Raw genomic sequence first — 26,574 nt, forward strand, 5'->3', positions numbered from 1 at the left:
TCGACATCTCTATTGCCTGTCAGGCCGCCATCGCGAGCAGGCTCGCTCCCACAGGGGGCTAATGCCCCACGCGCCGGGCCCTGAGCCCGGCGATCAGCGACGGGCCCAGGGCAACCAGCGCCGACCCCAGCACCACCAGCACCGCCCCGCCATACCCCAGCAGATTGATCTGCTCGGCATGGACATAATCAGGCCACCACCAAGCCGCCGTCGCCACTGCGGCGAACGTCACCAGCGGCGTGATCGCCAGGGTCGCGCTGACCCGCGACGCCTCCCAATGGGCCAAGGCTTCGGCAAACGCGCCATAGGCAATCAGCGTGTTGAGGCAGCATGCGAGCAACAGCCAGCCTTGCAATGGGCTCAATTGCTGCGCCTCCAACGGATGCACCCAGGGCGTGAGCAGCAACGCGCAGAACAGGTAGATCACCATCATCACCTGCAACGAATTCCACACCGTCAACAATTGCTTCTGGCCCAGGGCATAAAACGTCCAGACCGTCGACGCCAGCAACACCATCAGGACCCCGGCGGTGTAGTCGCTCAGGGACGTCAGCAACTCGCCCAGGCGCTGGTTGAAAAACAGCGTAAAACCGATCAGCAACACCAGCAGGCCGATGCCCTGCCCCACGCTGAAACGCTCCTTGAACACGAACAGACTGGCGACCAGCAACATGATCGGTCCCATCTGCACCACCAATTGTGCGGTGCCGGGGCTCAAGCGGTTCAGGCCCATCAGGTACAACACGTAGTTGCCCACCAGCCCGAGCACCGCCATCGCTACCAGCCAGCCGCCCCGTGGGCCCAGGACCTTGTGACTGGGCAGGCGCCGGGTGGCGGCCAAATAGATGAACAGCAAACCGCCGGACACCAGCAAGCGAAACCAGGTCACGGTGACCGGATCCATCACTTGCAGCACTTGCTTGAGCTTGATCGGCAGGATTCCCCATAGCAGGGCAGTCAACAGGGCGAGGAACAGGCCGTAGACCCAGCGACCGGACGATATGTGCATGCAACCCTCGAAGCCCAAGACAAAGGACGTCCATTCTAGGCGTCTATTGCGTCACGACACAGGGACAGTTTGGCAGAGGCCGCCCATGGGATTGTAGGGGTCGTAGCCGTCGATCGGTTGGACAGGCGGGAATCTGGGACAACACATATGCTCATTTGAAACAGACCTCGCTGCACTCTGGAGACCCGACATGCTTGGAAAACGCGCCTTGGATCCCGCCCCTACGACTATTTTTCGCAGTGACCGGATCTGCCGGGTTAACGGCGAGTTTTATTTCAATACACGTGAGGGCACCCAAGAGGGTCCGTTCGCCACCCGCGAAGCGGCAGAAGTGGAGATAGAAGCGTATATCCAGCGGATGCAGCAGTTGACTCAGGTTGCCAGCTAAACACTCTCACGGCTGGCGCAGCTCCTTGTGGCAAGGGAATTTACCTGTGGGAGCAAAGCTTGCTCGCGATGCAGACACCTCGGTTTGAGAGACCGCATCAACTTCATCGCGGGCAAGCCTTGCTCCCACAGAGACAAATCCCCTTGCCATAAATAATCCCCTCGTCAGCGCCCGGTTATCTCACCGCCTCAAACAACCCCGTAGCCCCCATCCCGCCGCCCACGCACATGGTCACGATGCCATAGCGCAGGTTGCGTCGTTGCAGCTCGCGCACCAGGTGCCCCACTTGCCGCGAGCCGGTCATGCCGAACGGATGACCGATGGAGATCGAGCCGCCGTTGACGTTGTATTTCTCGGGATCGATTTCCAACCGGTTGCGGCTGTACAGGCACTGGGAAGCAAAGGCCTCGTTGAGTTCCCACAGGTCGATATCGGCGATCTGCAAGCCCTTGGCCTTGAGCAGCTTGGGCACTGAAAACACCGGGCCGATGCCCATCTCGTCCGGCTCGCAACCGGCCACGGTGAAGCCGCGGAAAAACGCCTTGGGCTTGAGCCCCAGCGCCAGGGCTTTTTCCAGGCTCATCACCAAGGTCATCGAGGCCCCGTCGGACAACTGCGACGAGTTGCCCGCCGTCACCGAACCGTCTTCGGCGAATACCGGTTTCAGGCCGGCCAGGCTTTCGTAGGTGGTGTCCGGACGGTTGCAATCGTCGTGATCGACCACACCGTCGAGGATCTGGACAGCGCCAGTGTTCTTGTCCTCGACCCGGTACTTGACCGCCATCGGGATGATTTCGTCATTGAACAACCCGGCCGCCTGGGCCTTGGCGGTGCGCTGCTGGCTCTGCAAGGCGTAGCGGTCCTGTTCCTCGCGGCTGACCTGGTAACGACGGGCAACGATCTCGGCCGTCTGGCCCATGGGGAAATAGATCCCGGGCACCTGCTCCTTGAGCAGCGGGTTGATCAGATTGTCGGTGTTGACGCTTTTCATCGTCAGACTGATGGATTCCACGCCGCCCGCCACGATGATGTCGCTGCAACCGGAAGCGATCTGGTTGGCGGCGATGGCAATGGCTTGCAGGCCCGAGGAACAGAAGCGGTTGAGGGTCATGCCGGCGGTGCCGGTGCCCAATCTCGAGAGCACCGCCACGTTGCGCCCGATGTTGTAGCCCTGGGCGCCTTCATTGGACCCGGCCCCGACGATGCAGTCCTCGACACTGGCCGGATTGATGTCGTTGCGCGCCAGCAAGGCATCGACACAATGGGCCGCCATGTCGTCTGGACGGGTCATGTTGAACTTGCCGCGAAAGGACTTGGCCAGGCCGGTCCGTACGCTGTCGACGATCACCACTTCACGCATGGCTGTACCTCATTGTTGTAGCCGGTTGAGAGTGAATCGAGCATAAATCCACTGCATAACCGACCGCGACAATCATTCACCCCGCGTATGCGCACCCATCGCCCTAGCCCTTCTTTTTCTTGCGAGCCTGCTTTGCACTCCGCTCGAAAGCCGCCTCCAGCGCCTGGTTGAGAGTACGCAACACCTTGACCCGCGCCCAGCGCTTGTCGTTGGCTTCCACCAATGTCCAAGGGGAAATCTCGGTGCTCGTGCGGTCGACCATGTCGCACACCGCTGCGCGGTAAGCGTCCCACTTGTCGCGGTTGCGCCAGTCGTCCTCGGTGATCTTGAAGCGCTTGAATGGAATGTCCTCGCGCTCCTGGAAACGCTCCAGCTGGGTTTCCTTGTCGATGGCCAGCCAGAACTTGACCACCACCAAGCCGGCATCGGCGACCTGCTCCTCGAAATCGTTGATTTCTCCATAGGCCCGCAGCCAGTCGGCCTGGCTGCAAAAGCCTTCGACCCGCTCCACCAGCACCCGGCCGTACCAGGAGCGGTCGAACATGGTGAACTTGCCCCGCGCGGGAATATGCCGCCAGAACCGCCACATGTAGGGGTGGGCGCGCTCTTCTTCAGTGGGCGCGGCAATCGGCACGATGCTGTATTGACGCGGGTCCAGGGCTGCCGCGACCCGCCGGATCGCCCCGCCCTTGCCTGCCGCATCATTGCCCTCGAACACCGCCACCAAGGCATGCTGGCGCATGCGCTTGTCCCGCAGCAGGCCGGCGAACCGCGCCTGCTCGGTGATCAGCTGTTCTTCGTAATCGGCCTTGTCCAGGCGCAAGGTCATGTCCAGGCTGTCGAGCAGCGTGACCTGGCCGTCCAGCGCGGGCAGCGGCGCCACGCCGACCTTTTGCGGTTTGACCTTCGGACGGTCCAGGGCCTGGCGCAAGCCGTCGAGCAGGATCCGTCCGACGGTGAGGCTGCGATAACAGCTGTCCATCCCTTCGATCACATGCCACGGCGCGTAATCGCGACTGGTGCGGCGCAGCACGCGCTCACCGTATTTGACGAACTTGTCGTAGGTCTGGGACTGCTGCCAGTCCAGCGGGCTGATGCGCCAGCTGTGCAGTGGGTCATCCTTGAGCCCCTTGAGCCGGGCCTTCATCTGTTTCTTGGACAGGTGGAACCAGAACTTGAAGATCAGCGCGCCTTCGTCGCAGAGCATTTTTTCCAGGCGCTCGGCACCGGCAATCGCCTGGTCGAGCCGTGGGTCCTTGAACTCGCCATGGACTCGGCCTTGCAGCATCTGGCTGTACCAGTTGCCGAAGAAAATCCCCATGCGCCCCTTGGCCGGCAGCATCCGCCAGTAGCGCCACGCTGGAGGCCGCGCCAGTTCCTCGTCGGTCTGCTGGTCGAAGGTGCGCACTTCGATCAGCCGCGGGTCCATCCACTCGTTGAGCAACTTCACCGTCTCGCCCTTGCCCGCACCTTCGATGCCATTGATCAGCACGATGACCGGAAACCGGCCCTGCTGCTGCAACTCGAACTGCGCCTCCAACAACGCTTCACGCAGGGCCGGCACTTCGGCCTCAAAGGTTTCTTTATCGATGGCGTGACCGATTTCAGCGGATTCAAACATGGGCAGCTCCTTCCGGGGATGGGCCAAGACTAGCGGATTGGATGCGGCCCTGTGCAGCAGATTCCATCCAGATGCGCGCTCTGTTGCGATGGGTCAAGCAAGCCGATACCGATCGGCTAGAATGGCCGCTCAGTTTTGACCGAGCCAGCCATGACGCCCATCCAGCAACACGCCCAACTCGACTGGGATGATCAGGGTCGCCCGCGTTCGCGGGTGTTCGACGATGTGTATTTTTCCGACCAGTCGGGGCTGGAAGAAACCCGTTATGTGTTCCTTGAGCAGAACAACCTGGCCGAGCGTTTCGCGGCCCTGGCCGATGACGGGCGGCTGGTGATCGGCGAAACCGGATTTGGCACCGGCTTGAATTTCCTCTGTGCCTGGCAACTGTTCGAACAGTGCGCACCGGCAGGCGCCCGGCTGCATTTCGTCAGTGTCGAGAAGTACCCCTTGACCCCCCAGGACCTGGGCCGGGCCCTGGCCTTGTGGCCGCAACTGAGTCTTCAGGCGGAGCAATTGCTTGAGCAGTACGTGGCGATCCACCAGGGCTTCCAGCGCCTGGTCCTGGCGGACGGACGGGTGACGCTGACCCTGTTGATCGGCGATGCCCTGGAGCAGTTGCCGCAGCTGGACGGTCAGATCGACGCCTGGTTCCTCGACGGTTTCGCGCCGGCCAGGAACCCCGAGATGTGGACCGCCGAGCTGTTCGCCGAACTGGCCCGGCTGGCCGCACCTGACGCCACCCTCAGCACCTTCACCAGCACCGGTTGGGTCCGGCGATTGCTGAACGCGGCGGGTTTCAAGATGAAGCGCACGCCGGGCATCGGCCACAAGTGGGAAATCCTGCGCGGTGTGTTTCTCGGCTGGCCGGAGCAGACACCGGCCCCGGCCCCGGCAAAACCCTGGTACGCCCGCCCCGCCACGCTGACCGGCGAACGCCGGGCACTGGTGATCGGCGGCGGCCTGGCCGGTTGTGCCAGCGCTGCCAGCCTCGCCGCACGTGGCTGGCAGGTGACGTTGCTGGAGCGTCATGCCGGGTTGGCCGAGGAAGCTTCCGGCAACCCCCAGGGCGTGCTGTATCTCAAGCTGTCGGCCCACGGCACGGCGTTGTCGCAGATGATCCTCAGCGGCTTCGGCTACACCCGGCGCGTGCTGGAGCAACTGCAACGCGGCACTGACTGGGACGCCTGCGGCGTCTTGCAACTGGCCTTCAACAGCAAGGAAGCCGAGCGTCAGGCGCAACTGGCCGAGGCGTTCCCAAGGGATTTGCTGCATACCCTCGATCAGTCCGAGGCGCAGGTGCGGTCCGGCATCGGTCTGGCCTGTGGTGGTCTGTTTTATCCCGAGGGCGGCTGGGTGCATCCACCGGCGTTGTGTCGCTGGCAAGCCTCGGGGCCGGCGATTGACGTGCAGCCCCATCATGAAGTGCTGCAACTGCGCCGCGTGGACGGCCATTGGCAGGCGTGGGACGGCGAACGTTGCCTGGCCAGCGCGCCGGTGGCGATCCTCGCCAGCGCCGCCGAGATCAAACGTTTCGAAGCGGCCGCCGACTTGCCGCTCAAGCGCATTCGTGGGCAAATCACCCGGTTGCCACAAACCACCCGCAGCCAGAGCCTGGCGACCGTGGTTTGTGCCGAAGGTTATGCGGCCCCGCCGCGACTGGGCGAGCACACCCTGGGCGCCAGTTTCGATTTCAACAGCGACGACCTGACGCCCACGGCCGCCGAGCATGCCGGCAACCTGCAGATGCTTGAAGAAATTTCCCTGGACCTGGTGGACCGCCTGAATGCCGGCAGCCTGGATCCGGAACGCCTCGAAGGTCGCGCGGCGTTCCGTTGCACCAGCCCGGATTACCTGCCGATTGTCGGCCCATTAGCGGATCGTCAAGCCTTTACCGAAGCCTATGCGGCCCTCGGCAAAGACGCCCGCCAAGTACCGGACGCCCCCTGCCCGTGGCTCGATGGCCTGTACATCAACAGCGGCCACGGTTCCCGCGGCCTGATCACCGCCCCGCTGTCGGGCGAACTGATCGCCGCCTGGCTGGACAACGAACCCCTGCCACTGCCCCGCAGCGTGGCCGAAGCCTGCCATCCAAACCGGTTTGCGTTGCGAGCATTGATTCGGGGCAAGGCCTGACACAGATGGATGGCTCACCACAAATCCTGTGGGAGCTGAGCTTGCTCGCGATGGCGATGTGTCAGCCTACTTGGATGCCGACTGATCCACCGCCATCGCGAGCAAGCTCAGCGCCCACAGGTTCGCCCATCTTTGAAATCCCGTGGCAGACCATCCCCCCACGGGCCGGCTTATAACGCATCGATCTAAAACTCACAGCAATCCCTCCGGTCAGTTTCAGGGTACCCGCCCTTTTGGCGTGTGCGGCTTGACCCCTCCCCAACGGAAAAACCGGTAAGGACTTATGTGCGGATTAGCTGGAGAGTTACGTTTCGATCAACAACCTGCGGACCTTGCGGCCGTAGAGCGAATCACCCATCACCTGGCCCCTCGCGGCCCCGACGCCTGGGGCTTTCATAGCCAAGGGCCAATTGCCCTGGGCCATCGGCGCCTGAAAATCATGGACCTGTCGGACGGCTCGGCCCAGCCGATGATCGACAATCAGTTGGGCCTGTCCCTGGCCTTCAACGGCGCGATCTACAACTACCCGGAACTGCGCAGCGAGCTCGAAGGCCTGGGCTACAGCTTCTATTCAGGTGGCGACACCGAAGTGCTGCTCAAGGGCTATCACGCCTGGGGCGAAGCGCTGCTGCCCAAGCTCAACGGCATGTTCGCCTTCGCCATCTGGGAACGCGATGCCAAGCGGCTGTTCATCGCCCGCGACCGCCTCGGCGTCAAGCCGCTGTACCTGTCGCGCACCGGCCAACGGCTACGTTTCGCCTCGGCATTGCCAGCACTGCTCAAGGGTGGCGATATCAACCCGATGCTCGACCCGGTGGCCCTCAACCATTACCTGAATTTCCACGCGGTGGTCCCGGCGCCCCGCACCTTGCTGGCGGGTGTTGAAAAACTGCCGCCCGCCACCTGGATGCGCATCGAAGCCGACGGCAGCACCGAGCAGAAAACCTGGTGGACCCTGCCCTACGGACCACGGGCCGACGAACAGCACCTGAACCTGGAAGACTGGATCGACCGCGTGCTCGACAGCACCCGTGAAGCGGTTGCCATTCGCCAACGCGCCGCCGTGGATGTCGGCGTGCTGCTTTCCGGTGGCGTGGATTCGAGCATGCTTGTGGGACTGCTGCGCGAGGTCGGCGTAGAAGACCTGTCGACCTTCTCTATCGGTTTCCAGGATGCCGGCGGCGAGCGTGGTGACGAGTTCCAGTATTCAGACCTGATCGCCAAGCACTACGGCACCCGCCACCACCAACTGCGTATCGACGAGAAAGAGATCATCGAGCAACTGCCGGCAGCGTTCCGTGCCATGAGCGAGCCGATGGTCAGCCATGACTGCATCGCCTTCTACCTGCTATCGCGGGAAGTGGCCAAGCACTGCAAAGTGGTGCAAAGCGGCCAGGGCGCCGACGAGCTGTTCGCCGGTTACCACTGGTACCCGCAGGTCGATGGCGCCAGCGATCCGTACGCGGCCTATCGCGCCGCGTTCTTCGACCGCAGCTACGAAGAATATGCCGCCACCGTGCAGCCCAAATGGCTGATGGCCAACGACGCGGCCGGTGACTTCGTCAAAGAACATTTCGCCCAGCCCGGGGCCGATGCGGCGGTAGACAAGGCCCTGCGCCTGGACAGCACCGTGATGCTGGTGGACGACCCGGTCAAGCGTGTCGACAACATGACCATGGCCTGGGGCCTGGAAGCGCGCACGCCCTTCCTGGACTACCGCCTGGTGGAACTCTCGGCCCGGGTCCCAGCGAAGTTCAAGCTGCCCGATGGCGGCAAGCAGGTACTCAAGGAAGCCGCCCGGCGGGTGATCCCCGGCGAGGTGATCGACCGCAAGAAAGGCTATTTCCCGGTGCCAGGCCTCAAGCACCTGGAAGGCAATACGCTGGCCTGGGTTCGCGAGTTGCTGCTGGACCCGAGCCAGGACCGCGGCCTGTTCAACCCGGCCATGCTCGACCGCCTGCTGACCGACCCCAACGGCCAGCTCACGCCATTGCGCGGCTCGCGACTGTGGCAACTGGCGGCGCTGAACCTGTGGCTCAGCGAGCAAGGAATCTGATCGATGAAACCTCATGCAACAGTTCACAATCAACGCCTCTTGCGTGGCCAGGCGCCCTCCTACGAACGCCTGCAGGCACGCCTGGCCGAAGACGGCAGCGAGTTGGGTGCCGACCCGATCGCGGTGCATTGCGGCTGGGGCCGACTTTTGATCGGCCACACCTTCCCGGACCCGGCAAGCCTGGCCCAGGAACTGCTCAACGAACAACCCGGCGAACGCGACATTGCCTTGTACGTGGCCGCGCCCCAGCAAGTACTGGGGCTGGAACCGGCACAACTGTTCCTCGATCCGTCCGACACCTTGCGCTTGTGGTTCAGCGACTATCGCCAGTCCACCCGGGTGTTTCGCGGTTTCCGGATTCGTCGGGCCCAGAGCGAGACCGACTGGCAGGCCATCAACCAGCTGTACCAAGCCCGAGGCATGTTGCCCATCGACCCGCTGCGCCTGACCCCGCGCCATGAGGGTGGCCCGGTCTACTGGCTGGCCGAAGATGACGACACCGGTGCGGTGATCGGCAGCGTCATGGGTCTGAATCACCAGAAAGCCTTCAACGACCCGGAAAACGGCAGCAGCCTCTGGTGCCTGGCAGTCGACCCGCAATGTCCGCGGCCCGGTGTTGGCGAAGTGCTGGTGCGTCACCTCATCGAGCATTTCATGAGCCGTGGCTTGAGTTACCTCGACCTGTCGGTGTTGCACGACAATCGCCTGGCGAAAAACCTCTACGCCAAACTCGGCTTTCGCAATCTCTCGACCTTCGCCATCAAACGCAAGAACGGCATCAACCAGCCGTTGTTCCTGGGGCCAGGCCCCGAAGCGCAGTTCAATCCTTATGCGCGAATCATTGTCGAAGAAGCTCACCGCCGAGGCATCGACGTGCAGGTGGACGATGCCGAGGCCGGCTTGTTCACCCTGGTCCACGGCAGCCGTCGGGTCCGATGCCGCGAATCCTTGAGCGACCTGACCAGCGCCATCAGCATGACGCTGTGCCAGAACAAAAGCCTGACCCACAAAGTGCTGAAAAACGCCGGCCTGAACCTGCCGGCCCAACAGTTGGCGGGCAATGCCGATGACAACCTGGCGTTTCTCGACGAGCACGAACGGGTGGTCGTCAAGCCGCTGGACGGTGAACAGGGCCAAGGCGTGGCGGTAGACCTGCGCACCATCGAGGAGGTGCAGAGCGCCATCGAAGCGGCCCGGCAGTTCGATAGCCAGGTCTTGCTGGAAAGCTTCCACGAGGGACTGGACCTGCGCATTCTGGTGATCGGTTTCGAAGTGGTGGCGGCGGCGATCCGGCGCCCGGCGGAGGTGATCGGCGATGGCCGGCACACCATCGGCGCGCTGATCGAAGCCCAGAGCCGCCGACGCCAAGCGGCCACGGGCGGCGAAAGTAAAATCCCGATGGACGCCGAGACCCTGCGCACGCTCAGCGCGGCGGGGTTCGACTACGACAGCGTGCTGCCCGCTGGGGAGCACCTGTTCGTACGGCGTACGGCGAACCTCCATACCGGCGGCGTGCTGGAGGATGTCACCGGCATCCTGCATCCGACCCTTGTCGATGCGGCGGTGCGCGCCGCGCGGGCGCTCGACATCCCCATGGTCGGCCTCGACCTGCTGGTGCCGGCGGCCGATCAACCCGAGTACGTGTTCATCGAAGCCAACGAACGCGCAGGCCTGGCCAACCACGAACCACAACCCACCGCCGAGCGCTTTGTGGATTTGTTGTTTCCCCATAGCCAGACGGCGGCCTAGCAGAGGCGTAGTGCCTGAACAGATGCCATCGCGAGCAAGCTCGCTCCCACATGGGATTTCTGGTGTTTACACATTCTGTGTTCATCGTAGGACCTCTGTGGGAGCGAGCTTGCTCGCGATGAGGCCAGTTCAGGCACCGCCATCCAACAGTCGGACACACTCATCGAAACCATCGATGCGCTCAACCCATCAGGAGTTTCCATGATCAGCAAAATTCCCGAACCGGATCTCGAATACCTGCAAAAGGTCCTGCTGGAGATGCTCGCCATCCCCAGCCCTACCGGCTTTACCGACACCATCGTGCGCTACGTCGCCGAGCGGCTCGAAGAGCTGGGTATCGCTTTTGAAATGACCCGCCGTGGCACCATTCGCGCCACGCTCAAGGGGCGCAAGAGCAGCCCCGACCGGGCCGTGTCGGCGCACTTGGATACCATCGGTGCCTCGGTGCGGGCCATCAAGGACAACGGCCGCCTGACCCTGGCCCCCGTGGGTTGCTGGTCCAGCCGATTTGCCGAAGGCAGCCGGGTCAGCCTGTTTACCGACACCGGCGTGATCCGTGGCAGCGTGCTGCCGTTGATGGCATCCGGGCACGCGTTCAATACCGCCGTGGATGAACTGCCCATCAGTTGGGACCACATCGAGCTGCGCCTGGACGCTTATTGCACCACCCGCGCCGATTGCGAAACCCTGGGGGTGGGCATCGGCGATTACGTCGCCTTCGACCCCCTGCCGGAATTCACCGAAAGCGGCCACATCAGCGCTCGTCACCTGGACGACAAGGCCGGGGTCGCGGCGCTGCTGGCGGCGCTCAAGGCGATTGTCGACAGCGGCGAAGAACTGCTGATCGACTGTCACCCACTGTTCACCATCACCGAGGAAACCGGCAGCGGTGCCGCGGCCGCACTGCCCTGGGATGTCAGCGAATTCGTTGGCATCGACATCGCGCCTGTCGCGCCAGGCCAGCATTCCAGCGAACACACAGTCAGCGTGGCGATGCAGGATTCCGGAGGCCCCTACGACTATCATCTGTCGCGGCACTTGCTGAAACTGGCCAAGGAGAACGAGGTACCGGCACGCCGCGACCTGTTCCGCTACTACTTCAGCGACGCTCATTCGGCCATCACCGCCGGCCACGATATCCGCACCGCCCTGCTGGCCTTCGGCTGCGACGCCACCCATGGCTACGAACGCACCCACATCGACAGCCTGGCCGCCCTCAGTCGCCTGCTCGGCGCCTACATCCTCAGCCCGCCGGTGTTCGCCAGCGACGCGCAACCAGCCCAGGGTTCACTGGACCGTTTCAGTCATCAGATCGAACACGATACACAGATGGAAAGTGATACCCGGGTACCGTCGGTGGACAGCCTGATTGGGCAGCGCTCCGATAACTAACCCGACATTTCACTGTCTGGGCTATTGCCATCGCGAGCAAGCTCGCTCCCACAAGGTGCTCCATTGTGGGAGCGAGCTTGCTCGCGATGAGGCCAGGACAGGCTCCACAAAACCCAAGGCTAGCCGCAAAAGCCCATTGGCCGTAGCATCGCCCTATTGTCTAGCCGAGGTACCCCATGCTCATCCCCCACGACCAACTCGAAGTCGACACGCTCACCCGCCTGATCGAGGATTTCGTGACCCGCGACGGCACCGACAATGGTGACGACACGCCCCTGGAAACGCGGGTTCTGCGGGTCAGGCAAGCCCTGACCAAAGGCCAGGCGTTGATCGTCTTCGACCCCGAAAGTGAACAGTGTCAACTGATGCTCAAGCACGACGTGCCCAAACACCTATTCGACTGAACAGGCCTTGCGAGTGGCATGGGCCTTTTTCTTCTGGATCTTGTCGTAGATTTCGGAACGATGGACATCGACATGCCGTGGCGCTTCCACGCCAAAACGCACCGTGCCGCCGCTGACCGACAGCACACGGACGGAAATATCGTCACCGATGGAAATCAACTCACCTACAGCGCGGCTTAATACAAGCATGGTTCTTGTCCTTAAGAATGTCTGGACCCTGACCATGCCCGGCCTGTTTCCTGTTCTCAAGTCACCCACGAGAATTCAGTAAGGCCCTACAAGCAAAGTTCTTGTGACTGACGGAAACTTCCTGCAAAACCCTGTCGGACCGCCGGTATTTCAGGGCGCCGAGAACCGCGGGCCGAATAGAATCACACTCGCCCCCAACACGCAGAGCGCCACGCCAATCCAGTCGGACCCCAGTGGTCGCACCCGCTCAACCACCGCCAGCCAGCCGATCGAGGCAATGATATAGAGGCCGCCATAAGCGGCGTAGGCGCGCCCGGCGTACGTCGCTTCGATGCGGGTCAGCAACAGCGCGAACAGGGTGAGGCTGAGCACCGCCGGGGCGATCCACCAGGCGCTCTTGCCCTGGCGCAACCACATCCAGAATGCGTAGCAGCCAGCGATCTCAAACAGCGCGGCGAGAAAAAACCACAGGTAATTGAGCATGCAAATGTCCATCAGGAGGGCCGAATGGCGCCATCCTGAGGACATCGGGCATCCAGGTCAATTGAGGTTTTGCCGGGCCTTGGCGCGCATCTTGTCGGCCATGACGGTCATTTCGTCGTACAGCAACTGTGGGTTCTTCTGCTTGAGCGCCCAAGCCATGCGTCCCTGTTCGTGGGGCAGGATCATGAACTGGCCCTGGGCGACCTGCTGGTAGATGTAGTCGGCAATATCCGTGGCGCTGATCGGTGAGCTTTCCAGCAACTTGCCAACCTGGGCTTTCATGGCCGGGGTCGGGCCGCGGAAGGAGTCCAACAGATTGGTCTGGAAGAACGACGGGCACACCACGTGTACGCCAACTTCCTGCTGCGCCAGTTCCACCAGCAGGCTTTCCGACAGCGCCACGACACCTGCCTTGGCCACGTTGTAGTTGCTCATGGCCGGGCCCTGCATCAGGGCTGCCATGGAGGCGATGTTGATGATCTTGCCACGGCTTTTTTCCAGCAGCGGCAGGAACGCCTTGCAGCCCTTGACCACGCCCATGAGGTTGATCGCGATCTGCCAGTCCCAATCCTCCAGGGAAAGCTCGCTGAAGAAGCCGCCCGAGGCCACGCCGGCATTGTTGACGATGATATCGATACCGCCGAACTTCTCTTCGCAGGCCTGGGCGAACGCAGTCAATTGGCTGTAGTCGCGCACGTCGCAGCGCTGGATAAAGCCGTCGCCACCGGCACCACGCACTAGCTTGAGGGTTTCCACGAGGCCCGGCTCGCTGACATCCGATAAGGCCAGGCGCCATCCTTCGCGGGCCCAGCGCAGCGCGATTTCGCGACCCAGGCCGGAGCCGGCACCAGTGATCATCATGCGATTTTGCATAGCAGACAGCCTTGTTGTTCCGGGAGAGATAGGCCGAGTGTAGCGAAGGCATTCAGCGGACCCACGCTCCATCAGATTGCTGAATGGCGAGGGCAAACCGTAGGCGCTACAAAAACTTTGAATTTTCTACAAGGCGCGACGGTCGGACTTATTAAGCCGCCCGGATTTAACGCATGCGCGCTGGTAGTTGGAAGTTGCATCACTCCAGAACTGACCAATAAGGAAATCTACAATGGGCACAATACTTATCATTATCCTGATCCTCCTGCTGATCGGTGGTCTCCCAGTCTTCCCGCACTCCAGAAGTTGGGGTTACGGCCCGTCCGGTATCATCGGTGTGGTGTTGGTGGTGCTGTTGGTCCTGCTACTACTGGGCAAGATATAAACCACTAAGTAAGCGCAAAAAAAAAGAGGCCTTTGCAGGCCTCTTTTTTATGTGCGCCGTTTATCAGTCCGGCTTGCCGTCAACAACCCCGGCGGTGTTATCCAGCAGGCTCTTGGTCGCGGTTTGCAGGAAGGATTCGAGCTTGAGCTTCATCTCGGCAGCGTCGGGTGCATCCTGGATGATTTGCGCATGCGGATTGGCGCCCAGCTCATAGCGATACATCTTCGGCGCCATTTCCTTTTCCTTGGGAAGCATCAGGACGGTGTCACCCCGGATGATCGCGGTGGTCTGATCACTGCCCGACGGCTTGATCACACCAAAACCGGGATCGCCTTGCGGCAGGTTCAACAGGTCACGGCCCCAGCACTGGTTCCGTACTTGCCCACCGATCCGGCCCATGATGGTCGGCACGATGTCGACCTGGGTACCCACGGTGTGGTTACGCTGGCCGAATTTTTCCTGGACGCCCGGACCGATCAACAGCATCGGTACGTTGAAACGGCCCAGGTCCATCTCGGTGATCTGGCGTTCGTTGCCAAAGCCATGGTCGCCGACCACGACGAACAGGGTTTCCTTGAAGTAAGGCTCCTTGCGGGCCTTCTCGAAGAACTGGCCCAGCGCCCAGTCGGAGTAACGCATGGCAGTCAGGTGTTCGTTCAGGCTGCCACGGTCGGTGACCCGCTCGACCGGCAACGGCGTCGGCAGCGCATAAGGGGTGTGGTTGGACAAGGTTTGCAGCAAGGCATAGAACGGCTTGCCGTTTTCCCGCGCCTTGAGCTCGATCAGGCCACGGTCGAACATATCCTGGTCGGACACGCCCCAGGTCGGATCGGAGAACACCGGGTTCACGAAGTCGTTACGCCCGATGAATGTAGTCATGCCCTGGCTGCTGAAGAAACCCGACTGGTTGTCCCAGGCAAAATCGCCGTTGTAGACATACACGTCGTCGTAGTCACGGGCGCTGAGCAGTTGCGGCAGGCCCGACAGCTTGTGGCTGCCCTCCGGCGTCTGCATCAGGTACTCAAAACCGGGCAGGTTCGGGAAGCACGCCATGGTGGCGAACATGCCTTGGTGGGTGTGGGTACCGTTGGAGAAGAAACGGTCGAACAACAGGCCTTCCTTGGACAGTTTGTCCAGGTAAGGCGTGATGTTGCCCGGCGCGCCCAGGGCGCCAACCGAGTGACCGGCCATGCTTTCCATGAGGATCACGACCACGTTCTTGATCGGCAGGGTCTTGTCGGCCGGCGGCGTGTAGTCGCGGCGCACGGCGGCGGTCGCGGTGTCCACCAGTTTATCGTCAGGCATCACCAGCATGTCGCGCACAGTCTGCTGTGCCAACGGTTGCTCGAGGGTGGCTTTCCAGATGTTGTCGCGGTCTTCGGACATCCGGCTTTTCGCCGCGGCCACCAGCGACAAGGTACCGTTGAGGCCCAACTGGTTGGCGAAGTTCGAATCGGTGGTGTAGACGTCGCCCCAGCGCAGGGGCGGCCCTTGGCGCAAGGTGCCACGCGCGGCGGTCACAGCGACCAGCAGGCAAACGATGAACACCACGACACGCCCATACCACGGAGCGATCTGCCGGGTGCCGATGGTGCCGCCACTGAACGGCCCACGGGGACGCGTGGCGCGGTCGGCGCCCTTGAACGCCAGGCTGAGGATGATGGTGCCGCCGGCCCACGCCAGCAGGTAGCGCACCACCGGAAAACCGTACCAGAGCATGCTCATCACGGTTTTCGGGTCTTCCTTTACGTACTGGAAGACCAGACCGTTGAGGCGCTGGTGGAATTCACGGTAGAAATCCATCTCCATCAAGCCCAGGAACAGCGCGATGCTGGAAGTGACGGTCAGCCACAAACGAAAGAACCCACGGGCGGCCATGGCCCTGGCGCTGAACAACGCCAGCAACAACGGGATGCAGAGATAGACCACCAGGCGCAAGTCGAAACGCAGGCCATTGACAAAGGCTTCAACGAAGGTCGAGGCCGGGGTGTCGAGGATCATCTCGCGGTTATAGACCAGCAGCGCCACGCGCAGCAGGCTGAACATGACCATCATCACCAGGGCACAGAGCAACGTGTAGGCCAGGTGTGATTTGACGGTCGGTTGCAGCAGGCGATGCGTAGTACGCTGCTGACTCAGGGCGTCCGGGATTGCCATGTCGTTTAAGGACCCTATCGGAATTGGAGTGACAAAAAGAAACAACGGCGCGCCCTCTGTTGACCAAAGTCTGGCCTCGGGGCTTGCGCGAGTGCGCAAATGTTGCACGAACGGCTATGGCATTGCCATTAAATAACCGGCGGCGATATGAGCGCGGGGGATTGTCCGCAAGATTTTGTGAAAATTTCGTTCAAAGAATATTCAGAAACACAAAAAGCCCAGCCTGGCGATGCGGCTCAACCGAACGCTATGGTAGCAAGGGGATTTATCTGTGGGAGCAAAGCTTGCTCCCACAGATGCCCCCTTTCCTCCGGGGTTCCCGTTGCTTAATGGAATTGCCGCCCCAAGCCCGCTGGCACGCCTTCGATGCTGGTGTCTTCCCATGGACCATTCGGGCTGACGGAACGGCTCCAACCGTTGTTCCAGCGGTAATAGGTTCGCTGGCGATAGAACGTGTTCGTCTGGTTGTCCAGCACATAGACCCCAAGCTTGGCGTCCCAATGGCTGTTGCCACCTGGCGGTGGGGCGAAGCTGGCGGAGGTGCGCGGCAGCGGTTTGGCCGGCTTGTTCGGGATGACAGGTTTGCCCGGCGCTGTGGACGGGACCGGTTTGCTGGTCGGGGTCGACGGCGGGATCGGTGGCAGCGGTGCCGAGGGCTCCGACGGACGCTGGACCGCACAAGCGCTCAGGCCCATGACGAGCGTGAGCAGGGTGATACGAGCGATGGCGGTCATGGTGCGAATTCCTGTTATTTGTCCGGACTGTCGATGGTCAATTGTTGCTGCGCCGTGGTGGTGCTCGCCAGGGGCTGGCTGCGGCCGACCCACTCACCTGCGGTCGGCTGGCCGGCCCGGGAGATGCGCGCCACCAGTTGGACTTCGGGGAAGTTCGACAGTTTCAACTGCGGCATCATTGCGTCCGCGTCACCCAGCTCTACCGTGACCGGCAAATCGGCGACCGTCAGGCGCTTGGCGGCCAGTGGCGCAGGCGGGCCGGAAACGGCGCGGGCGAAGATGAACACGCTGTCGCCCGGCTGCACCTTGGCCTTGAGCGCCGGCGCCAGGTCGACGCGCACCTTGAGCAGTGCCGCAGCCTTGGCCACCGGCGCCTGGGCGACCTCGCCGCCACTGGCTTGCAGCTTCTCGGTGGCACGGGTAATGCCGCCCTGCAGCGCTTCACGGGACTTGTCGCCCTCGGGCAGTTCCACCAGCAGGCGTCCCCAGTAATCGATCGCGTCCTGATAGCGCTCACCCTCAAAAGCGGCGATACCCAACAGGCCGAGGCTGGTGACTTCCTTCGGATCGAGCTTCAGCGCTTCGTCGGTCAGCGCCTGGAGCTTGTCCGACCATTTCTTGCCATCGGCAAAATACTGCGCCTGGGCCCATTGGCCCAGCAGTTCGGGTTGGCGACCGGCCACCGCCACGGTGCGCTCGAAGATCTTTGCCGCGTCTGCGGGCCGATCCTGCGCCATGTAGGTACGCCCGAGGAAATACAGGCCCTCGGCGTTATCCGGTTGCGCCGCCACCGCACGTTCCAGGCGCAGGGTCATCTCTTCCATCGACTGCGGCGCCTGGGCGAATTCACGGGTCAGCTCGACCTTGTCGCTGGCACCGAAATGCAGGTACAGCGCCAGGCCCAACACCGGCACCAGCACAGCGGCGAGCAACGGCAACGGCTTGCCCAACCGGGATTCGCGTGGTGCATCGGCGCCCTCGGTGTCGGCGAGCAATTCACGGGCAGCTTCGGCGCGACCGGTGTCCAGTTGCGCGGCGTTGAGCACGCCCTCCTCCCGCTCGGCTTGCAGTTCGGCAACGCGTTCCTGGTACAGCGCCACGTTGAGCGCGGTACGGTCCTCCTCGCGTTGAGCGCGACGACCACGCAGGACAGGGATCAACAGAAAACTCAGGGCAACCAGAAGAAGCAGACCTGCGGCGAGCCAGAAATCAATCATGCTTGGTTTTATCCAACAGTTGGTCGAGGCGCTGGCGCTCTTCGACAGAAAGCGTGTCCGGGGCGGCCGTGCGCTGGACCCGGCGGCGGCGCACGATCACTGCAATGACGACGAAACCACCGAACAACAGCCCGGCGGGGCCGAACCACAGCAGCGCCGTCTTGGAGGACAGGGCGGGGTTGTAGCGCACGAACTCACCGTAGCGATCGACCATGAAATCGATGATCTGCTGGTTGTCCTTGCCCTCGCCGAGCATGCGGAAGATCTCCTTGCGCAAGTCGGCGGCAATCGGTGCGTTGGAGTCGGCGATGTCCTGGTTCTGGCACTTGGGGCAGCGCAGTTCCTTGGTCAGTTCACGAAACCGTTCGCGCTCGCCGTCGTTGGCGAATTCGTAGGTATCAATGGCGGCGTGGGCCACGCCGGCAAGGCTCAGGCCGAGGATGGCGGCGGCTAACCAGCGCTTCATGGCTTGGCCTCGTCCACCAGTGCCTGATACTTGGCGGCCAGTTTCTCGCGCCAGACCTGTTCGTCGATCACGCCGACGAACTTGTCGCGGATAACGCCCTTGGCGTCGATGAAGAACGTTTCCGGCGCACCGTAGACACCCAGGTTCAGGCCCAGGGAACCGTCTTCATCGCGAATGTCCAGTTGATACGGATTGTGGAACTCGGCCAGCCACTTCAAGGCGTCGACGTTGACGTCCTTGTAATTGACGCCGTAGATCACCACGCCGTTCTGGGCCAGTTTGTTCAACACCGGGTGCTCGACCCGGCAGGAGATGCACCAGGTGCCCCACACGTTGACCAGCGCCGGCTTGCCCAGCAGGTCGGCGCGGGTCAAGGTTTTATCACCCTGCACCGAAGGCAGGGAGAAATCCGGAAACGGCTTGCCGATCATCGCCGAGGGCAACTCGGTCGGATTCAGGTACAGCCCGCGGTACAAAAACACCGCCATCAACAGGAACAGCGCCAGCGGCACCAACATCAACCAACGTTTCATGCAGTGGCTCCCGTCGCGCCCAGGGCTTCACGCACCCGGGTTTTCACCTTGACTCGATAACGCCGATCCAGCGCCGCCAGCACCCCACCCAGGCCGGTGAGCAAGCCACCGAACCAGATCCAGCGCACGAATGGCTTGACGTGGACCCGCACCGCCCACGCGCCGTCGCCCAGGGACTCGCCCAGCGCCACGTAGAGATCGCGGGTGAAACCGGCATCGATGCCGGCTTCGGTCATCACCGAGTTCTGCACGGTGTAGAGACGTTTTTCCGGGTGCAGTACGGTGATTTCCTGGCCGTTGCGAAGGACTCGCACAGTGCCTTTGTCGGATGTGAAGTTCGGGCCCTCGAAATGTTTGGCGCCCTCGAAAACGAACTGATAGCCGGCCAGGTCCATGGACTCACCCGGCGCCAGGCGCAGGTCGCGCTCGGCGCTGTTCTGGCTGGACAGCACCACGCCCAGAGCGCAGACGGCGATGCCCAGGTGTGCGACCTGCATGCCCCAGTAACTGCGGGTCAGGGTCGGCAGCCCCTTGATCAGGCCTTTGTGCCGGGTCTTGTCGAAGATGTCCCGTACACCCGCCAGCAATACCCAGGCTGCCAGCACGAACGTCGCCAGTACCGCCCAGTTGAAATCGCCATACGCCACGCCGGCCACCACGGCCAGCGCGGCGGTGCCCAGCAGCACCGGGGTCAACATGCCCAGCAGCCACTTGACCGGGGTATCTTTCCAACGCACCAGCATACCGATGGCCATTACTACCATCAGGATAGCCATCAGCGGGATGAACAGCGCATTGAAGTACGGCGGGCCCACCGACAGCTTGGCACCGGACAACGCATCGAGCACCAGCGGGTACAACGTCCCCAGCAGGATCATCGACGCGGCCACCACCAGCACCAGGTTATTGCCCAGCAACAGGGTTTCCCGCGACCAGAGGTTGAAGCCAACCTGGCTCTTGACCACCGGCGCACGCAGGGCGAACAGCGTCAGCGAACCGCCGACCACAAATAGCAGGAACATCAGGATGAACACGCCACGCTCAGGGTCCGAGGCGAAGGCATGCACCGACGTCAGCACGCCCGAGCGCACCAGGAACGTCCCCAGCAGGCTCAGCGAGAACGCCGCGATGGCCAGCAGCACGGTCCAACTCTTGAACACACCGCGTTTTTCCGTGACCGCCAGGGAATGGATCAGCGCCGTGCCCACCAACCAGGGCATGAACGAGGCGTTTTCCACCGGGTCCCAGAACCACCAGCCGCCCCAGCCGAGTTCGTAGTAGGCCCACCATGAACCGAGGGTGATACCGATGCCGAGGAAGGCCCAGGCGACGATGGTCCACGGACGCGACCAGCGTGCCCACGCCGCATCGAGACGACCACCGAGCAACGCGGCGATGGCGAAGGCGAAGGCCACGGAGAAGCCGACGTAGCCCATGTAGAGCATGGGCGGATGAACGATCAGGCCGATGTCTTGCAGCAATGGGTTGAGGTCGCGGCCATCCGTCGGCATCTGCGGCAGGATGCGCTCGAACGGGTTGGAGGTGACGATCAAAAACAGCAGGAAACCGGTGCTGATCATGCCCATCACCGCGAGCACCCGGGCCAGCATCACCTGGGGCAACTGCCGGGAGAACACCGAGACGGCGAAGGTCCAGCCGGCCAGGATCAACGCCCAAAGCAGCAGCGAGCCTTCGTGGGCGCCCCACACGGCGCTGAACTTGTAGTACCAGGGCAAGGCGCTATTGGAGTTGCTGGCGACGTATTCCACGGAAAAATCGTCGGCCATGAACGCATAGGTCAGGCAACCGAAGGCGAACAGCATGAAGGCGAACTGCCCCCACGCCGCCGGCTGGGCCAGGCTCATCCACAAGCGGTCGCCGCGCCAGGCACCGAGCAAGGGCACCACGGCCTGTACCAGGGAGAAACACAGGGCAAGGATCATCGCCAGGTGGCCCAACTCGGGAATAAAGATGCCAGCAGTCATTGATCAGCCCTCCTTCACGGGAGCGGGCGCCGACTGACCGCTGTCTTTCAGCGCCTTGGTCACTTCCGGCGGCATGTATTTTTCGTCGTGCTTGGCCAGCACTTCGTCGGCCACCACTACGCCGTCGGCGTTGAGCTTGCCCAGGGCGACGATGCCCTGCCCTTCGCGGAACAGGTCCGGGAGGATGCCGCGATAGGTGATGGTCACGGTCTTGTTGAAGTCGGTGACATTGAATTTCACGTCCAGGGAATCCCCGGAGCGCTCCAGCGAGCCTTTTTCCACCATGCCGCCAGCGCGGATGCGGGTGTCCTTGGGCGCTTCGCCGTTGGCGATCTGGGTCGGGGTGTAGAACAGGTTGATGTTTTGCTGCAGGGCGCTCAGGGCCAGGGCGACCGCGGCACCGACACCCACCAGGATCGCAAGAATGATGACAAGACGTTTTTTGCGCAGCGGATTCACTGACCGTTCTCCCGGCGCAGACGACGCGCCTCTTGTTGCAGATACCGCTTGCGGGCCAGGATTGGCACCGCCACGTTGAGGGCCAGCACCACCAGGCAGATGCCATAGGCTGACCAGACATACAGGCCATGATGGCCCATGGCGAGGAAATCGCCGAATGAAGCGAAACTCATCGAGCGGCCTCCAGGCTGTTCTGTACTTCGGCCTTCACCCAACTGGCCCGGGACTCGCGCTTGAGCACTTCCAGGCGCATGCGCAGCAGCAGCACCGCGCCGAAGAAACAGTAGAAACCCAACACGGTCAGCAACAGCGGCAGCCACATTTCGACGGGCATTGCCGGTTTTTCGGTAAGCGTGAAAGTCGCCCCCTGGTGCAGGGTGTTCCACCACTCCACCGAGTACTTGATGATCGGGATGTTGATCACACCGACAATCGCCAGTACCGCGCAGGCCTTGGCGGCACTGTCACGATTGCTGATGGCGTTGCCCAGCGCAATAAGACCGAAGTACAGGAACAGCAGGATCAGCATCGACGTCAGTCGCGCATCCCAGACCCACCACGAACCCCAGGTCGGCTTGCCCCAGATGGCCCCGGTGACCAGCGCCACGGCAGTCATCCAGGCACCGATGGGCGCAGCGCATTGCAGGGCCACGTCGGCCAGCTTCATCTTCCACACCAGCCCTACCACACCGCACACCGCCAGCATCACGTAGACGGACTGGGCCAGCATCGCCGTGGGTACGTGGATGTAGATGATGCGGAAGCTGTTGCCCTGCTGGTAGTCCGGCGGTGCGAAGGCCAGGCCCCAGACTACGCCAGAACCAATCAACAACAGTGCAGCGATGCTCAACCATGGGAGCAGTTTGCCGCTGATGCCGTAGAACCACTTGGGTGAGCCGAGCTTGTGAAACCAGGTCCAGTTCATTGCTGTTTCCATCACGGTTGCGGCTCGCCGTCACGAACCGCCGGGGCAGCCTTTACTTCCAAAGAAGTGGTCAATTTTTGACCAGGCCTCGTTATTATTCGCCGACGCTGATCTTCAGGCCAGCGGCTATTGCAAAGGGTGTCAGGGTTATCGCCAGGGCGGTCAGGCTACCAAGCCACAGCAGATAACCGGTCGCGGGCATTCCTTGCAACGCCGCTTGCAAGGCACCACTGCCCAGGATCAGGACCGGGATATACAACGGCAGGATCAGCAGCGCCAGCAACAGGCCGCCGCGCTTCAACCCCACCGTCAACGCCGCGCCCACCGCACCGAGCAGGCTCAGCACCGGCGTGCCCAGCAGCAGCGACACCAGCAGCACCGGCATGCACGCGCCGGGCAGCCCCAGCATCATTGCCAGCAGTGGCGAGAGCAATACCAGTGCCAGCCCGGAAAAAACCCAGTGTGCCAGTACCTTGGCTAAAACCAGAAGGGCCAGGGGGTGCGACGAAAGGACCCACTGTTCCAGTGAACCGTCTTCGAAATCACTGCGGAAAAGCCCGTCCAGCGAGAGCAGGACCGATAAAAGCGCGGCGACCCAGACCAGTCCCGGAGACAAGGTTTGCAACAATTGAGTCTCCGGCCCGACCGCCAACGGGAACAACGCAATCACTATCGCGAAGAACACCAGCGGATTGGCCAATTCGGCCGGACGACGGAACAGCAGGCGCGCCTCGCGGGCAAGCAACAGGCCAAACACACTCATACGGCCCAGTTCCCCAGATCAATGTTGCGATAACCGGCCGGCATCCGCGCCAGCGTGTGGTGAGTGGTCAAGAGCACCATGCCACCGTTTTCACAGTGCTGGGCCAAGTGTTCCTCGAGCTGCGCGACACCCTGCTTGTCCAGGGCGGTGAACGGCTCGTCGAGAATCCACAGCGGCGGGCTGTCCAGATACAGCCGGGCCAGGGCCACGCGGCGTTGCTGGCCGGCGGACAAGGTGTGGCTCGGCACGTCTTCGAAGCCGCGCAGCCCTACCGCCGCCAACGCCTGCCAGATCGCTTCGCGGCCGGCCGGCGTATGCAATGCGCAGAGCCAACTGAGGTTCTCTTCGGGGGTCAGCAAATCCTTGATACCGGCGGCATGGCCGATCCAGAGCAGGTTGCGGGCCAGTTCGCTACGCTGGCTGTGCAAGGGCTGGCCATTGAGCAACACTTGGCCTGCGGTGGGTTGCATCAACCCGGCCAGCAGGCGCAGCAAGCTGGTCTTGCCGCTGCCGTTGGGACCACTGATTTGCACCATGTCGCCACGCGAGAGTCTCAATTCGAGATTTTCGAAAAGCAGTCGCAAGTCTCGCTCACAGGCGAGGCCGACGGTTTGCAGGAGAGGACTGGTCAAGGGATCGCGGGCCTTATACGGTTCAAGTCGGCGGTGCAGCGGCCGTTAAAGAGATGCAGCATAGATGCATTGACGAGCTGTTCCACAGAGCTGCGTCAAACAATTGCAAGGTTTTCGCCACTCCCTGAAAGACGGGCGGCATTATACATGCCCTAACCTCCTCTCAAGAGAGCTTATTTCCCCAAGGTAAGACCGCAAATGACAGGCGACATGAACATCCTGCCGCTGCCCCAGGCCACGGCAACCACGCGTATGCCAGCGGTCAATGGCGAGCTGCTCAAACTGCTGGTGCCGACCGAAGGCCTGATCAGCTCGGGCCAGACCGCCCAGGCCGAAGTGCTGTCGCTCAAGCAGGCCGACCAGACTTTCCAGCTGTTGCTCAAGGTCACCCTGGAGAGCGGCCGCCAGACCACCGTGCAGGCCACCAGCACCCAGCCGTTGCCCCAAGGCACCAGCCTGGCCGTGACGCAGCCGTCCGCCAGCAACCTGGCGATTGCCGTGCAACAGGCCGTGGCCTCCAGCGTCGCCACCCTCACCCGAATCGACACGGCGCAGTTGCCGGTCGGCACCCTGCTGCAAGGCAAAGTGCTGACCAGTCAGGCGTTGCCGCAGCTGCCGGGACAACCGGCGGTGTATCGGTCGTTGGTAAGCTTGCTCAATACCGCCCAGGCGGGTAGCACCCTGGACATCGACAGCCCGCAGCCGCTGCGCATCGGCACGCTGTTGAGTGCCCAGGTGCAAGATACTCAGACGCTGAAGTTCGTTCCGCTGAGCAACCGCCAGGAGCAATTGGCGGTGAGCCAGCAGTTGGTCACGCAAATGAGCCAGCAGGGCTCGCTGGACAGCCTGATCACCGCCCTGCAAAACCTTCCGGCCACCGACGACACCGGTGCCGAGCTGCGCGCCGCGGTGACACGCCTGTTGGCCAGCCTGCCGGATGTCCAGCAACTGAGTACGCCCAAGGGGCTGGCCCAGGCCATGGTCGCCAGCGGTGTGTTCCTGGAAAGCAAGTTGCTCGCCGGGCAGCCGCCGAGCCTGGCGCCGGACATGAAAGGCGACCTGCTGAAACTGATCGCCCAACTGACACCGGCCCTACCCACCTCCACCAACCTCAGCGCCATCATTGCCGCCAATACGTTGGCCCAAGTCCTGCCTAGCTTCGTACGCAGCGCCCTGGGGATGCTCGGCCAGGTCAGCGCCAAGCCACAACCCACCAGCTTCCCCCTGCCCTCGCGCCAGATGAAAGGCCAGGACGAAGAAGGCGACCTCGAACACCTGCTGCGCCTGGCCGCTGCCGCCGTGTCACGCCTGCAAAGCCATCAGTTGTCGAGCCTGGAACAGACCGGCCTGACCGACGACGGTCGGCTGATGAGCACCTGGCAATTGGAGATCCCGATGCGCAACTTGCAGGACATCGTGCCGTTGCAGGTCAAGTTCCAGCGTGAGGAAACCCCGCCCCGGGAGCAACCCAACGAGCGCCGGGAAGAACGCGAGCCAAAACAGCAGCTCTGGCGGGTGGAATTGGCGTTCGACATGGAACCGCTCGGCCCACTGCAGGTTCAGGCGCAGTTGCTCAGCGGCAGCCTGTCCAGCCAGCTGTGGGCAGAACGGCCGTACACCGCAAGCCTGATCGAAAGCAACCTGACAGCCTTGCGTGAACGCCTGGTGACCTGTGGCCTGAACGTCGGCGAGCTGGACTGCCACCTCGGCACCCCGCCCCAAGGCCCCAAGACTCGCCTGGAACAACGCTGGGTGGACGAAACCGCATGACAACCCATACCGAACCCCGCCAGGCCATCGCCCTCAAGTACGACGGCCACCACGCCCCGACCCTCACCGCCAAGGGCGACGAAGCCCTGGCCGAGGAAATCCTGCGCATCGCCCGCGAAAGCGAGGTGCCGATCTATGAAAATGCCGAGCTGGTGAAGCTGTTGGCGCGGATGGAGCTGGGGGACAGCATCCCGGAAGAGCTGTACCGCACGATTGCCGAGATCATTGCGTTTGCCTGGAACCTCAAGGGCAAGTTTCCCCAGGGCTACGACCCGAATGCGCCGAGTGTCGAGAAAGATGTGACCGACCGCGGCGACGACTACTGATCACAGCGGCGGTGCTTGGGCTGGAATGATCAGTGTGTGAGCGACAAAAAAAAACCTGTGGGAGCGAGCTTGCTCGCGATTGCGGACTCACATTCAACATCTCTGTTGACTGTCACACCGCTATCGCGAGCAAGCTCGCCCCCACAATTGGATCGGGGGGTGAAGGCGATCAGCCGCCCTTATGCAGCTTACTCATCAACTCCGCCTCGGCCTGGGTCAGGCCGCAGGCTTGGGTCAGTTCGTCGACACTGGCGCCCATGCCCACCAGACGGGCAGCCTGGGCGAAGGACAGGCTGGAGGGGTCGCGCTGTTCCAACTGGGCGAGTTTATCCGGCAACGGCGCGACCACGGCACGCAGCTCATGGAGTGCTTCGCCCATGCGCACGGTGCCGTTCTGGTAATCATCGACGCGCTTGGCCAGGTCCTTGATGCGCTGGTCGCGCAGCGCATCGCCCTGGGCCTGCTGAGCGGCGATCTGTCGCTGGCCACGTATGTACGCCAAGAACATCGCCAGCGTGCCTGCCCAGAAAAGGAACAGGACAATGACTGCTACCTCAAGAATCAA

Annotated in this window: 27 protein-coding genes; 9 read left to right on the forward strand and 18 right to left on the reverse strand. The window is 62.5% G+C overall.

What is annotated here, in order from left to right; translation table 11 throughout:
- Positions 1 to 58 precede the first annotated feature (58 nt).
- Positions 59 to 1,009 carry a DMT family transporter gene (locus F7R20_RS21840; RefSeq protein WP_003199201.1) on the reverse strand — a complete coding sequence of 317 codons (951 nt, stop codon included), beginning with the start codon at positions 1,007 to 1,009 and terminating at the stop codon, positions 59 to 61.
- 190 nt (positions 1,010 to 1,199) lie between these two features.
- Here F7R20_RS21840 and F7R20_RS21845 point away from each other — a divergent pair, with 190 nt between their 5' ends.
- Entirely contained in the window at positions 1,200 to 1,397 is a 198-nt protein-coding gene (locus F7R20_RS21845) for a DUF6316 family protein (protein WP_003199200.1), read from the forward strand.
- A 175-nt stretch (positions 1,398 to 1,572) separates the two neighbouring features.
- Here the strand turns inward: F7R20_RS21845 and F7R20_RS21850 are convergent, their stop codons facing one another.
- Both F7R20_RS21850 and pap read right to left on the reverse strand, forming a co-directional pair.
- Positions 1,573 to 2,757, reverse strand: a complete 1,185-nt coding sequence (locus tag F7R20_RS21850) for a thiolase family protein (protein ID WP_003199198.1) — start codon at positions 2,755 to 2,757, stop codon at positions 1,573 to 1,575.
- A gap of 103 nt (positions 2,758 to 2,860) precedes the next feature.
- Positions 2,861 to 4,378 carry a polyphosphate:AMP phosphotransferase gene (gene pap, locus F7R20_RS21855; protein WP_003199196.1) on the reverse strand — a complete coding sequence of 506 codons (1,518 nt, stop codon included), beginning with the start codon at positions 4,376 to 4,378 and terminating at the stop codon, positions 2,861 to 2,863.
- Between the two features lie 150 nt (positions 4,379 to 4,528).
- Here pap and mnmC point away from each other — a divergent pair, with 150 nt between their 5' ends.
- The 5 genes from mnmC to F7R20_RS21880 all read left to right on the forward strand — a co-directional run bounded on the left by mnmC (position 4,529) and on the right by F7R20_RS21880 (position 12,112).
- Entirely contained in the window at positions 4,529 to 6,511 is a 1,983-nt protein-coding gene (gene mnmC, locus F7R20_RS21860; RefSeq protein ID WP_003199194.1) for a bifunctional tRNA (5-methylaminomethyl-2-thiouridine)(34)-methyltransferase MnmD/FAD-dependent 5-carboxymethylaminomethyl-2-thiouridine(34) oxidoreductase MnmC, read from the forward strand.
- A 283-nt stretch (positions 6,512 to 6,794) separates the two neighbouring features.
- Positions 6,795 to 8,567, forward strand: coding sequence for an N-acetylglutaminylglutamine amidotransferase (locus F7R20_RS21865; RefSeq protein ID WP_003199192.1), 1,773 nt, complete (start codon positions 6,795 to 6,797; stop codon positions 8,565 to 8,567).
- Positions 8,568 to 8,570: 3 nt separating this feature from the next.
- On the forward strand, positions 8,571 to 10,316 hold the full coding sequence (gene ngg / locus F7R20_RS21870; protein ID WP_003199190.1) for an N-acetylglutaminylglutamine synthetase: 1,746 nt from the start codon (positions 8,571 to 8,573) through the stop codon (positions 10,314 to 10,316).
- Between the two features lie 201 nt (positions 10,317 to 10,517).
- Positions 10,518 to 11,708, forward strand: a complete 1,191-nt coding sequence (locus F7R20_RS21875) for an osmoprotectant NAGGN system M42 family peptidase (protein WP_003199188.1) — start codon at positions 10,518 to 10,520, stop codon at positions 11,706 to 11,708.
- A gap of 176 nt (positions 11,709 to 11,884) precedes the next feature.
- On the forward strand, positions 11,885 to 12,112 hold the full coding sequence (locus F7R20_RS21880; RefSeq protein WP_003199186.1) for a YheU family protein: 228 nt from the start codon (positions 11,885 to 11,887) through the stop codon (positions 12,110 to 12,112).
- On the opposite strand, the gene csrA is transcribed toward F7R20_RS21880, so the two are convergent.
- The 3 genes from csrA to F7R20_RS21895 all read right to left on the reverse strand — a co-directional run bounded on the left by csrA (position 12,101) and on the right by F7R20_RS21895 (position 13,657).
- Positions 12,101 to 12,301: a carbon storage regulator CsrA gene (csrA, locus tag F7R20_RS21885; protein ID WP_003199177.1), complete on the reverse strand. Its 201-nt coding sequence runs from the start codon at positions 12,299 to 12,301 to the stop codon at positions 12,101 to 12,103. The genes F7R20_RS21880 and csrA overlap by 12 nt on opposite strands.
- A gap of 150 nt (positions 12,302 to 12,451) precedes the next feature.
- Complete coding sequence (locus F7R20_RS21890) at positions 12,452 to 12,784, reverse strand: YnfA family protein (RefSeq protein ID WP_003199175.1); 333 nt, start codon at positions 12,782 to 12,784, stop codon at positions 12,452 to 12,454.
- A 57-nt stretch (positions 12,785 to 12,841) separates the two neighbouring features.
- On the reverse strand, positions 12,842 to 13,657 hold the full coding sequence (locus F7R20_RS21895) for an SDR family oxidoreductase (RefSeq protein WP_003199173.1): 816 nt from the start codon (positions 13,655 to 13,657) through the stop codon (positions 12,842 to 12,844).
- Between the two features lie 232 nt (positions 13,658 to 13,889).
- On the opposite strand from F7R20_RS21895, the gene F7R20_RS21900 reads away from it, so the two are divergent.
- Positions 13,890 to 14,042, forward strand: a complete 153-nt coding sequence (locus tag F7R20_RS21900) for a DUF3309 family protein (protein ID WP_003183939.1) — start codon at positions 13,890 to 13,892, stop codon at positions 14,040 to 14,042.
- 63 nt (positions 14,043 to 14,105) lie between these two features.
- On the opposite strand, the gene F7R20_RS21905 is transcribed toward F7R20_RS21900, so the two are convergent.
- The 11 genes from F7R20_RS21905 to ccmA all read right to left on the reverse strand — a co-directional run bounded on the left by F7R20_RS21905 (position 14,106) and on the right by ccmA (position 23,913).
- Positions 14,106 to 16,199, reverse strand: coding sequence for an LTA synthase family protein (locus F7R20_RS21905; protein WP_003199171.1), 2,094 nt, complete (start codon positions 16,197 to 16,199; stop codon positions 14,106 to 14,108).
- 326 nt (positions 16,200 to 16,525) lie between these two features.
- Positions 16,526 to 16,933: a hypothetical protein gene (locus tag F7R20_RS21910; RefSeq protein WP_003199169.1), complete on the reverse strand. Its 408-nt coding sequence runs from the start codon at positions 16,931 to 16,933 to the stop codon at positions 16,526 to 16,528.
- Between the two features lie 14 nt (positions 16,934 to 16,947).
- Positions 16,948 to 18,150 carry a c-type cytochrome biogenesis protein CcmI gene (gene ccmI, locus F7R20_RS21915; RefSeq protein WP_003199167.1) on the reverse strand — a complete coding sequence of 401 codons (1,203 nt, stop codon included), beginning with the start codon at positions 18,148 to 18,150 and terminating at the stop codon, positions 16,948 to 16,950.
- Positions 18,143 to 18,616 (reverse strand): cytochrome c-type biogenesis protein, encoded by a 474-nt coding sequence (locus F7R20_RS21920; protein ID WP_003199166.1) that lies wholly within the window; start codon positions 18,614 to 18,616, stop codon positions 18,143 to 18,145. Before F7R20_RS21920 ends, ccmI begins: the two co-directional genes overlap by 8 nt.
- The gene (locus F7R20_RS21925; RefSeq protein ID WP_003199163.1) at positions 18,613 to 19,149 is read right to left on the reverse strand and encodes a DsbE family thiol:disulfide interchange protein; all 537 of its coding nucleotides are present in this window, start codon (positions 19,147 to 19,149) and stop codon (positions 18,613 to 18,615) included. The genes F7R20_RS21920 and F7R20_RS21925 overlap by 4 nt, the downstream gene beginning before the upstream one ends.
- A complete protein-coding gene (locus F7R20_RS21930; RefSeq protein WP_003199162.1) occupies positions 19,146 to 21,134 on the reverse strand; it encodes a heme lyase CcmF/NrfE family subunit in 1,989 nt (662 codons plus the stop codon). The genes F7R20_RS21925 and F7R20_RS21930 overlap by 4 nt, the downstream gene beginning before the upstream one ends.
- Before the next feature lie 3 nt (positions 21,135 to 21,137).
- Positions 21,138 to 21,593, reverse strand: coding sequence for a cytochrome c maturation protein CcmE (ccmE, locus tag F7R20_RS21935; RefSeq protein ID WP_003199160.1), 456 nt, complete (start codon positions 21,591 to 21,593; stop codon positions 21,138 to 21,140).
- Positions 21,590 to 21,766, reverse strand: coding sequence for a heme exporter protein CcmD (gene ccmD, locus F7R20_RS21940; protein WP_003199159.1), 177 nt, complete (start codon positions 21,764 to 21,766; stop codon positions 21,590 to 21,592). The genes ccmE and ccmD overlap by 4 nt, the downstream gene beginning before the upstream one ends.
- Complete coding sequence (locus F7R20_RS21945) at positions 21,763 to 22,518, reverse strand: heme ABC transporter permease (protein WP_003199153.1); 756 nt, start codon at positions 22,516 to 22,518, stop codon at positions 21,763 to 21,765. The genes ccmD and F7R20_RS21945 overlap by 4 nt, the downstream gene beginning before the upstream one ends.
- A 94-nt stretch (positions 22,519 to 22,612) precedes the next feature.
- Positions 22,613 to 23,281, reverse strand: a complete 669-nt coding sequence (gene ccmB / locus F7R20_RS21950) for a heme exporter protein CcmB (RefSeq protein ID WP_003199151.1) — start codon at positions 23,279 to 23,281, stop codon at positions 22,613 to 22,615.
- Complete coding sequence (ccmA, locus tag F7R20_RS21955) at positions 23,278 to 23,913, reverse strand: cytochrome c biogenesis heme-transporting ATPase CcmA (protein WP_003199149.1); 636 nt, start codon at positions 23,911 to 23,913, stop codon at positions 23,278 to 23,280. Before ccmA ends, ccmB begins: the two co-directional genes overlap by 4 nt.
- Before the next feature lie 198 nt (positions 23,914 to 24,111).
- Here ccmA and fliK point away from each other — a divergent pair, with 198 nt between their 5' ends.
- Together fliK and F7R20_RS21965 are read left to right on the forward strand one after the other, a co-directional pair.
- The gene (gene fliK / locus F7R20_RS21960; RefSeq protein ID WP_003199148.1) at positions 24,112 to 25,683 is read left to right on the forward strand and encodes a flagellar hook-length control protein FliK; all 1,572 of its coding nucleotides are present in this window, start codon (positions 24,112 to 24,114) and stop codon (positions 25,681 to 25,683) included.
- Positions 25,680 to 26,009 carry an EscU/YscU/HrcU family type III secretion system export apparatus switch protein gene (locus F7R20_RS21965; RefSeq protein ID WP_003199146.1) on the forward strand — a complete coding sequence of 110 codons (330 nt, stop codon included), beginning with the start codon at positions 25,680 to 25,682 and terminating at the stop codon, positions 26,007 to 26,009. The genes fliK and F7R20_RS21965 overlap by 4 nt, the downstream gene beginning before the upstream one ends.
- A 169-nt stretch (positions 26,010 to 26,178) precedes the next feature.
- Here F7R20_RS21965 and F7R20_RS21970 read toward each other — a convergent pair whose 3' ends face one another.
- Positions 26,179 to 26,574, reverse strand: coding sequence for a DUF2802 domain-containing protein (locus F7R20_RS21970; protein ID WP_003183966.1), 396 nt, complete (start codon positions 26,572 to 26,574; stop codon positions 26,179 to 26,181).

The sequence above is a fragment of the Pseudomonas brassicacearum subsp. brassicacearum genome (assembly GCF_008801605.1).
In the GTDB taxonomy this organism is placed as follows: domain Bacteria; phylum Pseudomonadota; class Gammaproteobacteria; order Pseudomonadales; family Pseudomonadaceae; genus Aquipseudomonas; species Aquipseudomonas brassicacearum.

Coding starts and splice junctions, on each gene's coding strand:
- F7R20_RS21930 (WP_003199162.1), bottom strand. CDS start 21,134: ATGACTGCTGGCATCTTTATTCCCGAGTTGGGCCACCTGGCGATGATC.
- F7R20_RS21865 (WP_003199192.1), top strand. CDS start 6,795: ATGTGCGGATTAGCTGGAGAGTTACGTTTCGATCAACAACCTGCGGAC.
- ccmI (WP_003199167.1), bottom strand. CDS start 18,150: ATGATTGATTTCTGGCTCGCCGCAGGTCTGCTTCTTCTGGTTGCCCTG.
- F7R20_RS21900 (WP_003183939.1), top strand. CDS start 13,890: ATGGGCACAATACTTATCATTATCCTGATCCTCCTGCTGATCGGTGGT.
- F7R20_RS21845 (WP_003199200.1), top strand. CDS start 1,200: ATGCTTGGAAAACGCGCCTTGGATCCCGCCCCTACGACTATTTTTCGC.
- F7R20_RS21890 (WP_003199175.1), bottom strand. CDS start 12,784: ATGCTCAATTACCTGTGGTTTTTTCTCGCCGCGCTGTTTGAGATCGCT.
- F7R20_RS21920 (WP_003199166.1), bottom strand. CDS start 18,616: ATGAAGCGCTGGTTAGCCGCCGCCATCCTCGGCCTGAGCCTTGCCGGC.
- F7R20_RS21850 (WP_003199198.1), bottom strand. CDS start 2,757: ATGCGTGAAGTGGTGATCGTCGACAGCGTACGGACCGGCCTGGCCAAG.
- F7R20_RS21945 (WP_003199153.1), bottom strand. CDS start 22,518: ATGAACTGGACCTGGTTTCACAAGCTCGGCTCACCCAAGTGGTTCTAC.
- F7R20_RS21840 (WP_003199201.1), bottom strand. CDS start 1,009: ATGCACATATCGTCCGGTCGCTGGGTCTACGGCCTGTTCCTCGCCCTG.
- F7R20_RS21905 (WP_003199171.1), bottom strand. CDS start 16,199: ATGGCAATCCCGGACGCCCTGAGTCAGCAGCGTACTACGCATCGCCTG.
- F7R20_RS21925 (WP_003199163.1), bottom strand. CDS start 19,149: ATGAAACGTTGGTTGATGTTGGTGCCGCTGGCGCTGTTCCTGTTGATG.
- F7R20_RS21910 (WP_003199169.1), bottom strand. CDS start 16,933: ATGACCGCCATCGCTCGTATCACCCTGCTCACGCTCGTCATGGGCCTG.
- csrA (WP_003199177.1), bottom strand. CDS start 12,301: ATGCTTGTATTAAGCCGCGCTGTAGGTGAGTTGATTTCCATCGGTGAC.
- F7R20_RS21895 (WP_003199173.1), bottom strand. CDS start 13,657: ATGCAAAATCGCATGATGATCACTGGTGCCGGCTCCGGCCTGGGTCGC.
- pap (WP_003199196.1), bottom strand. CDS start 4,378: ATGTTTGAATCCGCTGAAATCGGTCACGCCATCGATAAAGAAACCTTT.
- ccmD (WP_003199159.1), bottom strand. CDS start 21,766: ATGAGTTTCGCTTCATTCGGCGATTTCCTCGCCATGGGCCATCATGGC.
- F7R20_RS21880 (WP_003199186.1), top strand. CDS start 11,885: ATGCTCATCCCCCACGACCAACTCGAAGTCGACACGCTCACCCGCCTG.
- mnmC (WP_003199194.1), top strand. CDS start 4,529: ATGACGCCCATCCAGCAACACGCCCAACTCGACTGGGATGATCAGGGT.
- fliK (WP_003199148.1), top strand. CDS start 24,112: ATGACAGGCGACATGAACATCCTGCCGCTGCCCCAGGCCACGGCAACC.
- F7R20_RS21965 (WP_003199146.1), top strand. CDS start 25,680: ATGACAACCCATACCGAACCCCGCCAGGCCATCGCCCTCAAGTACGAC.
- F7R20_RS21875 (WP_003199188.1), top strand. CDS start 10,518: ATGATCAGCAAAATTCCCGAACCGGATCTCGAATACCTGCAAAAGGTC.
- ccmB (WP_003199151.1), bottom strand. CDS start 23,281: ATGAGTGTGTTTGGCCTGTTGCTTGCCCGCGAGGCGCGCCTGCTGTTC.
- ngg (WP_003199190.1), top strand. CDS start 8,571: ATGAAACCTCATGCAACAGTTCACAATCAACGCCTCTTGCGTGGCCAG.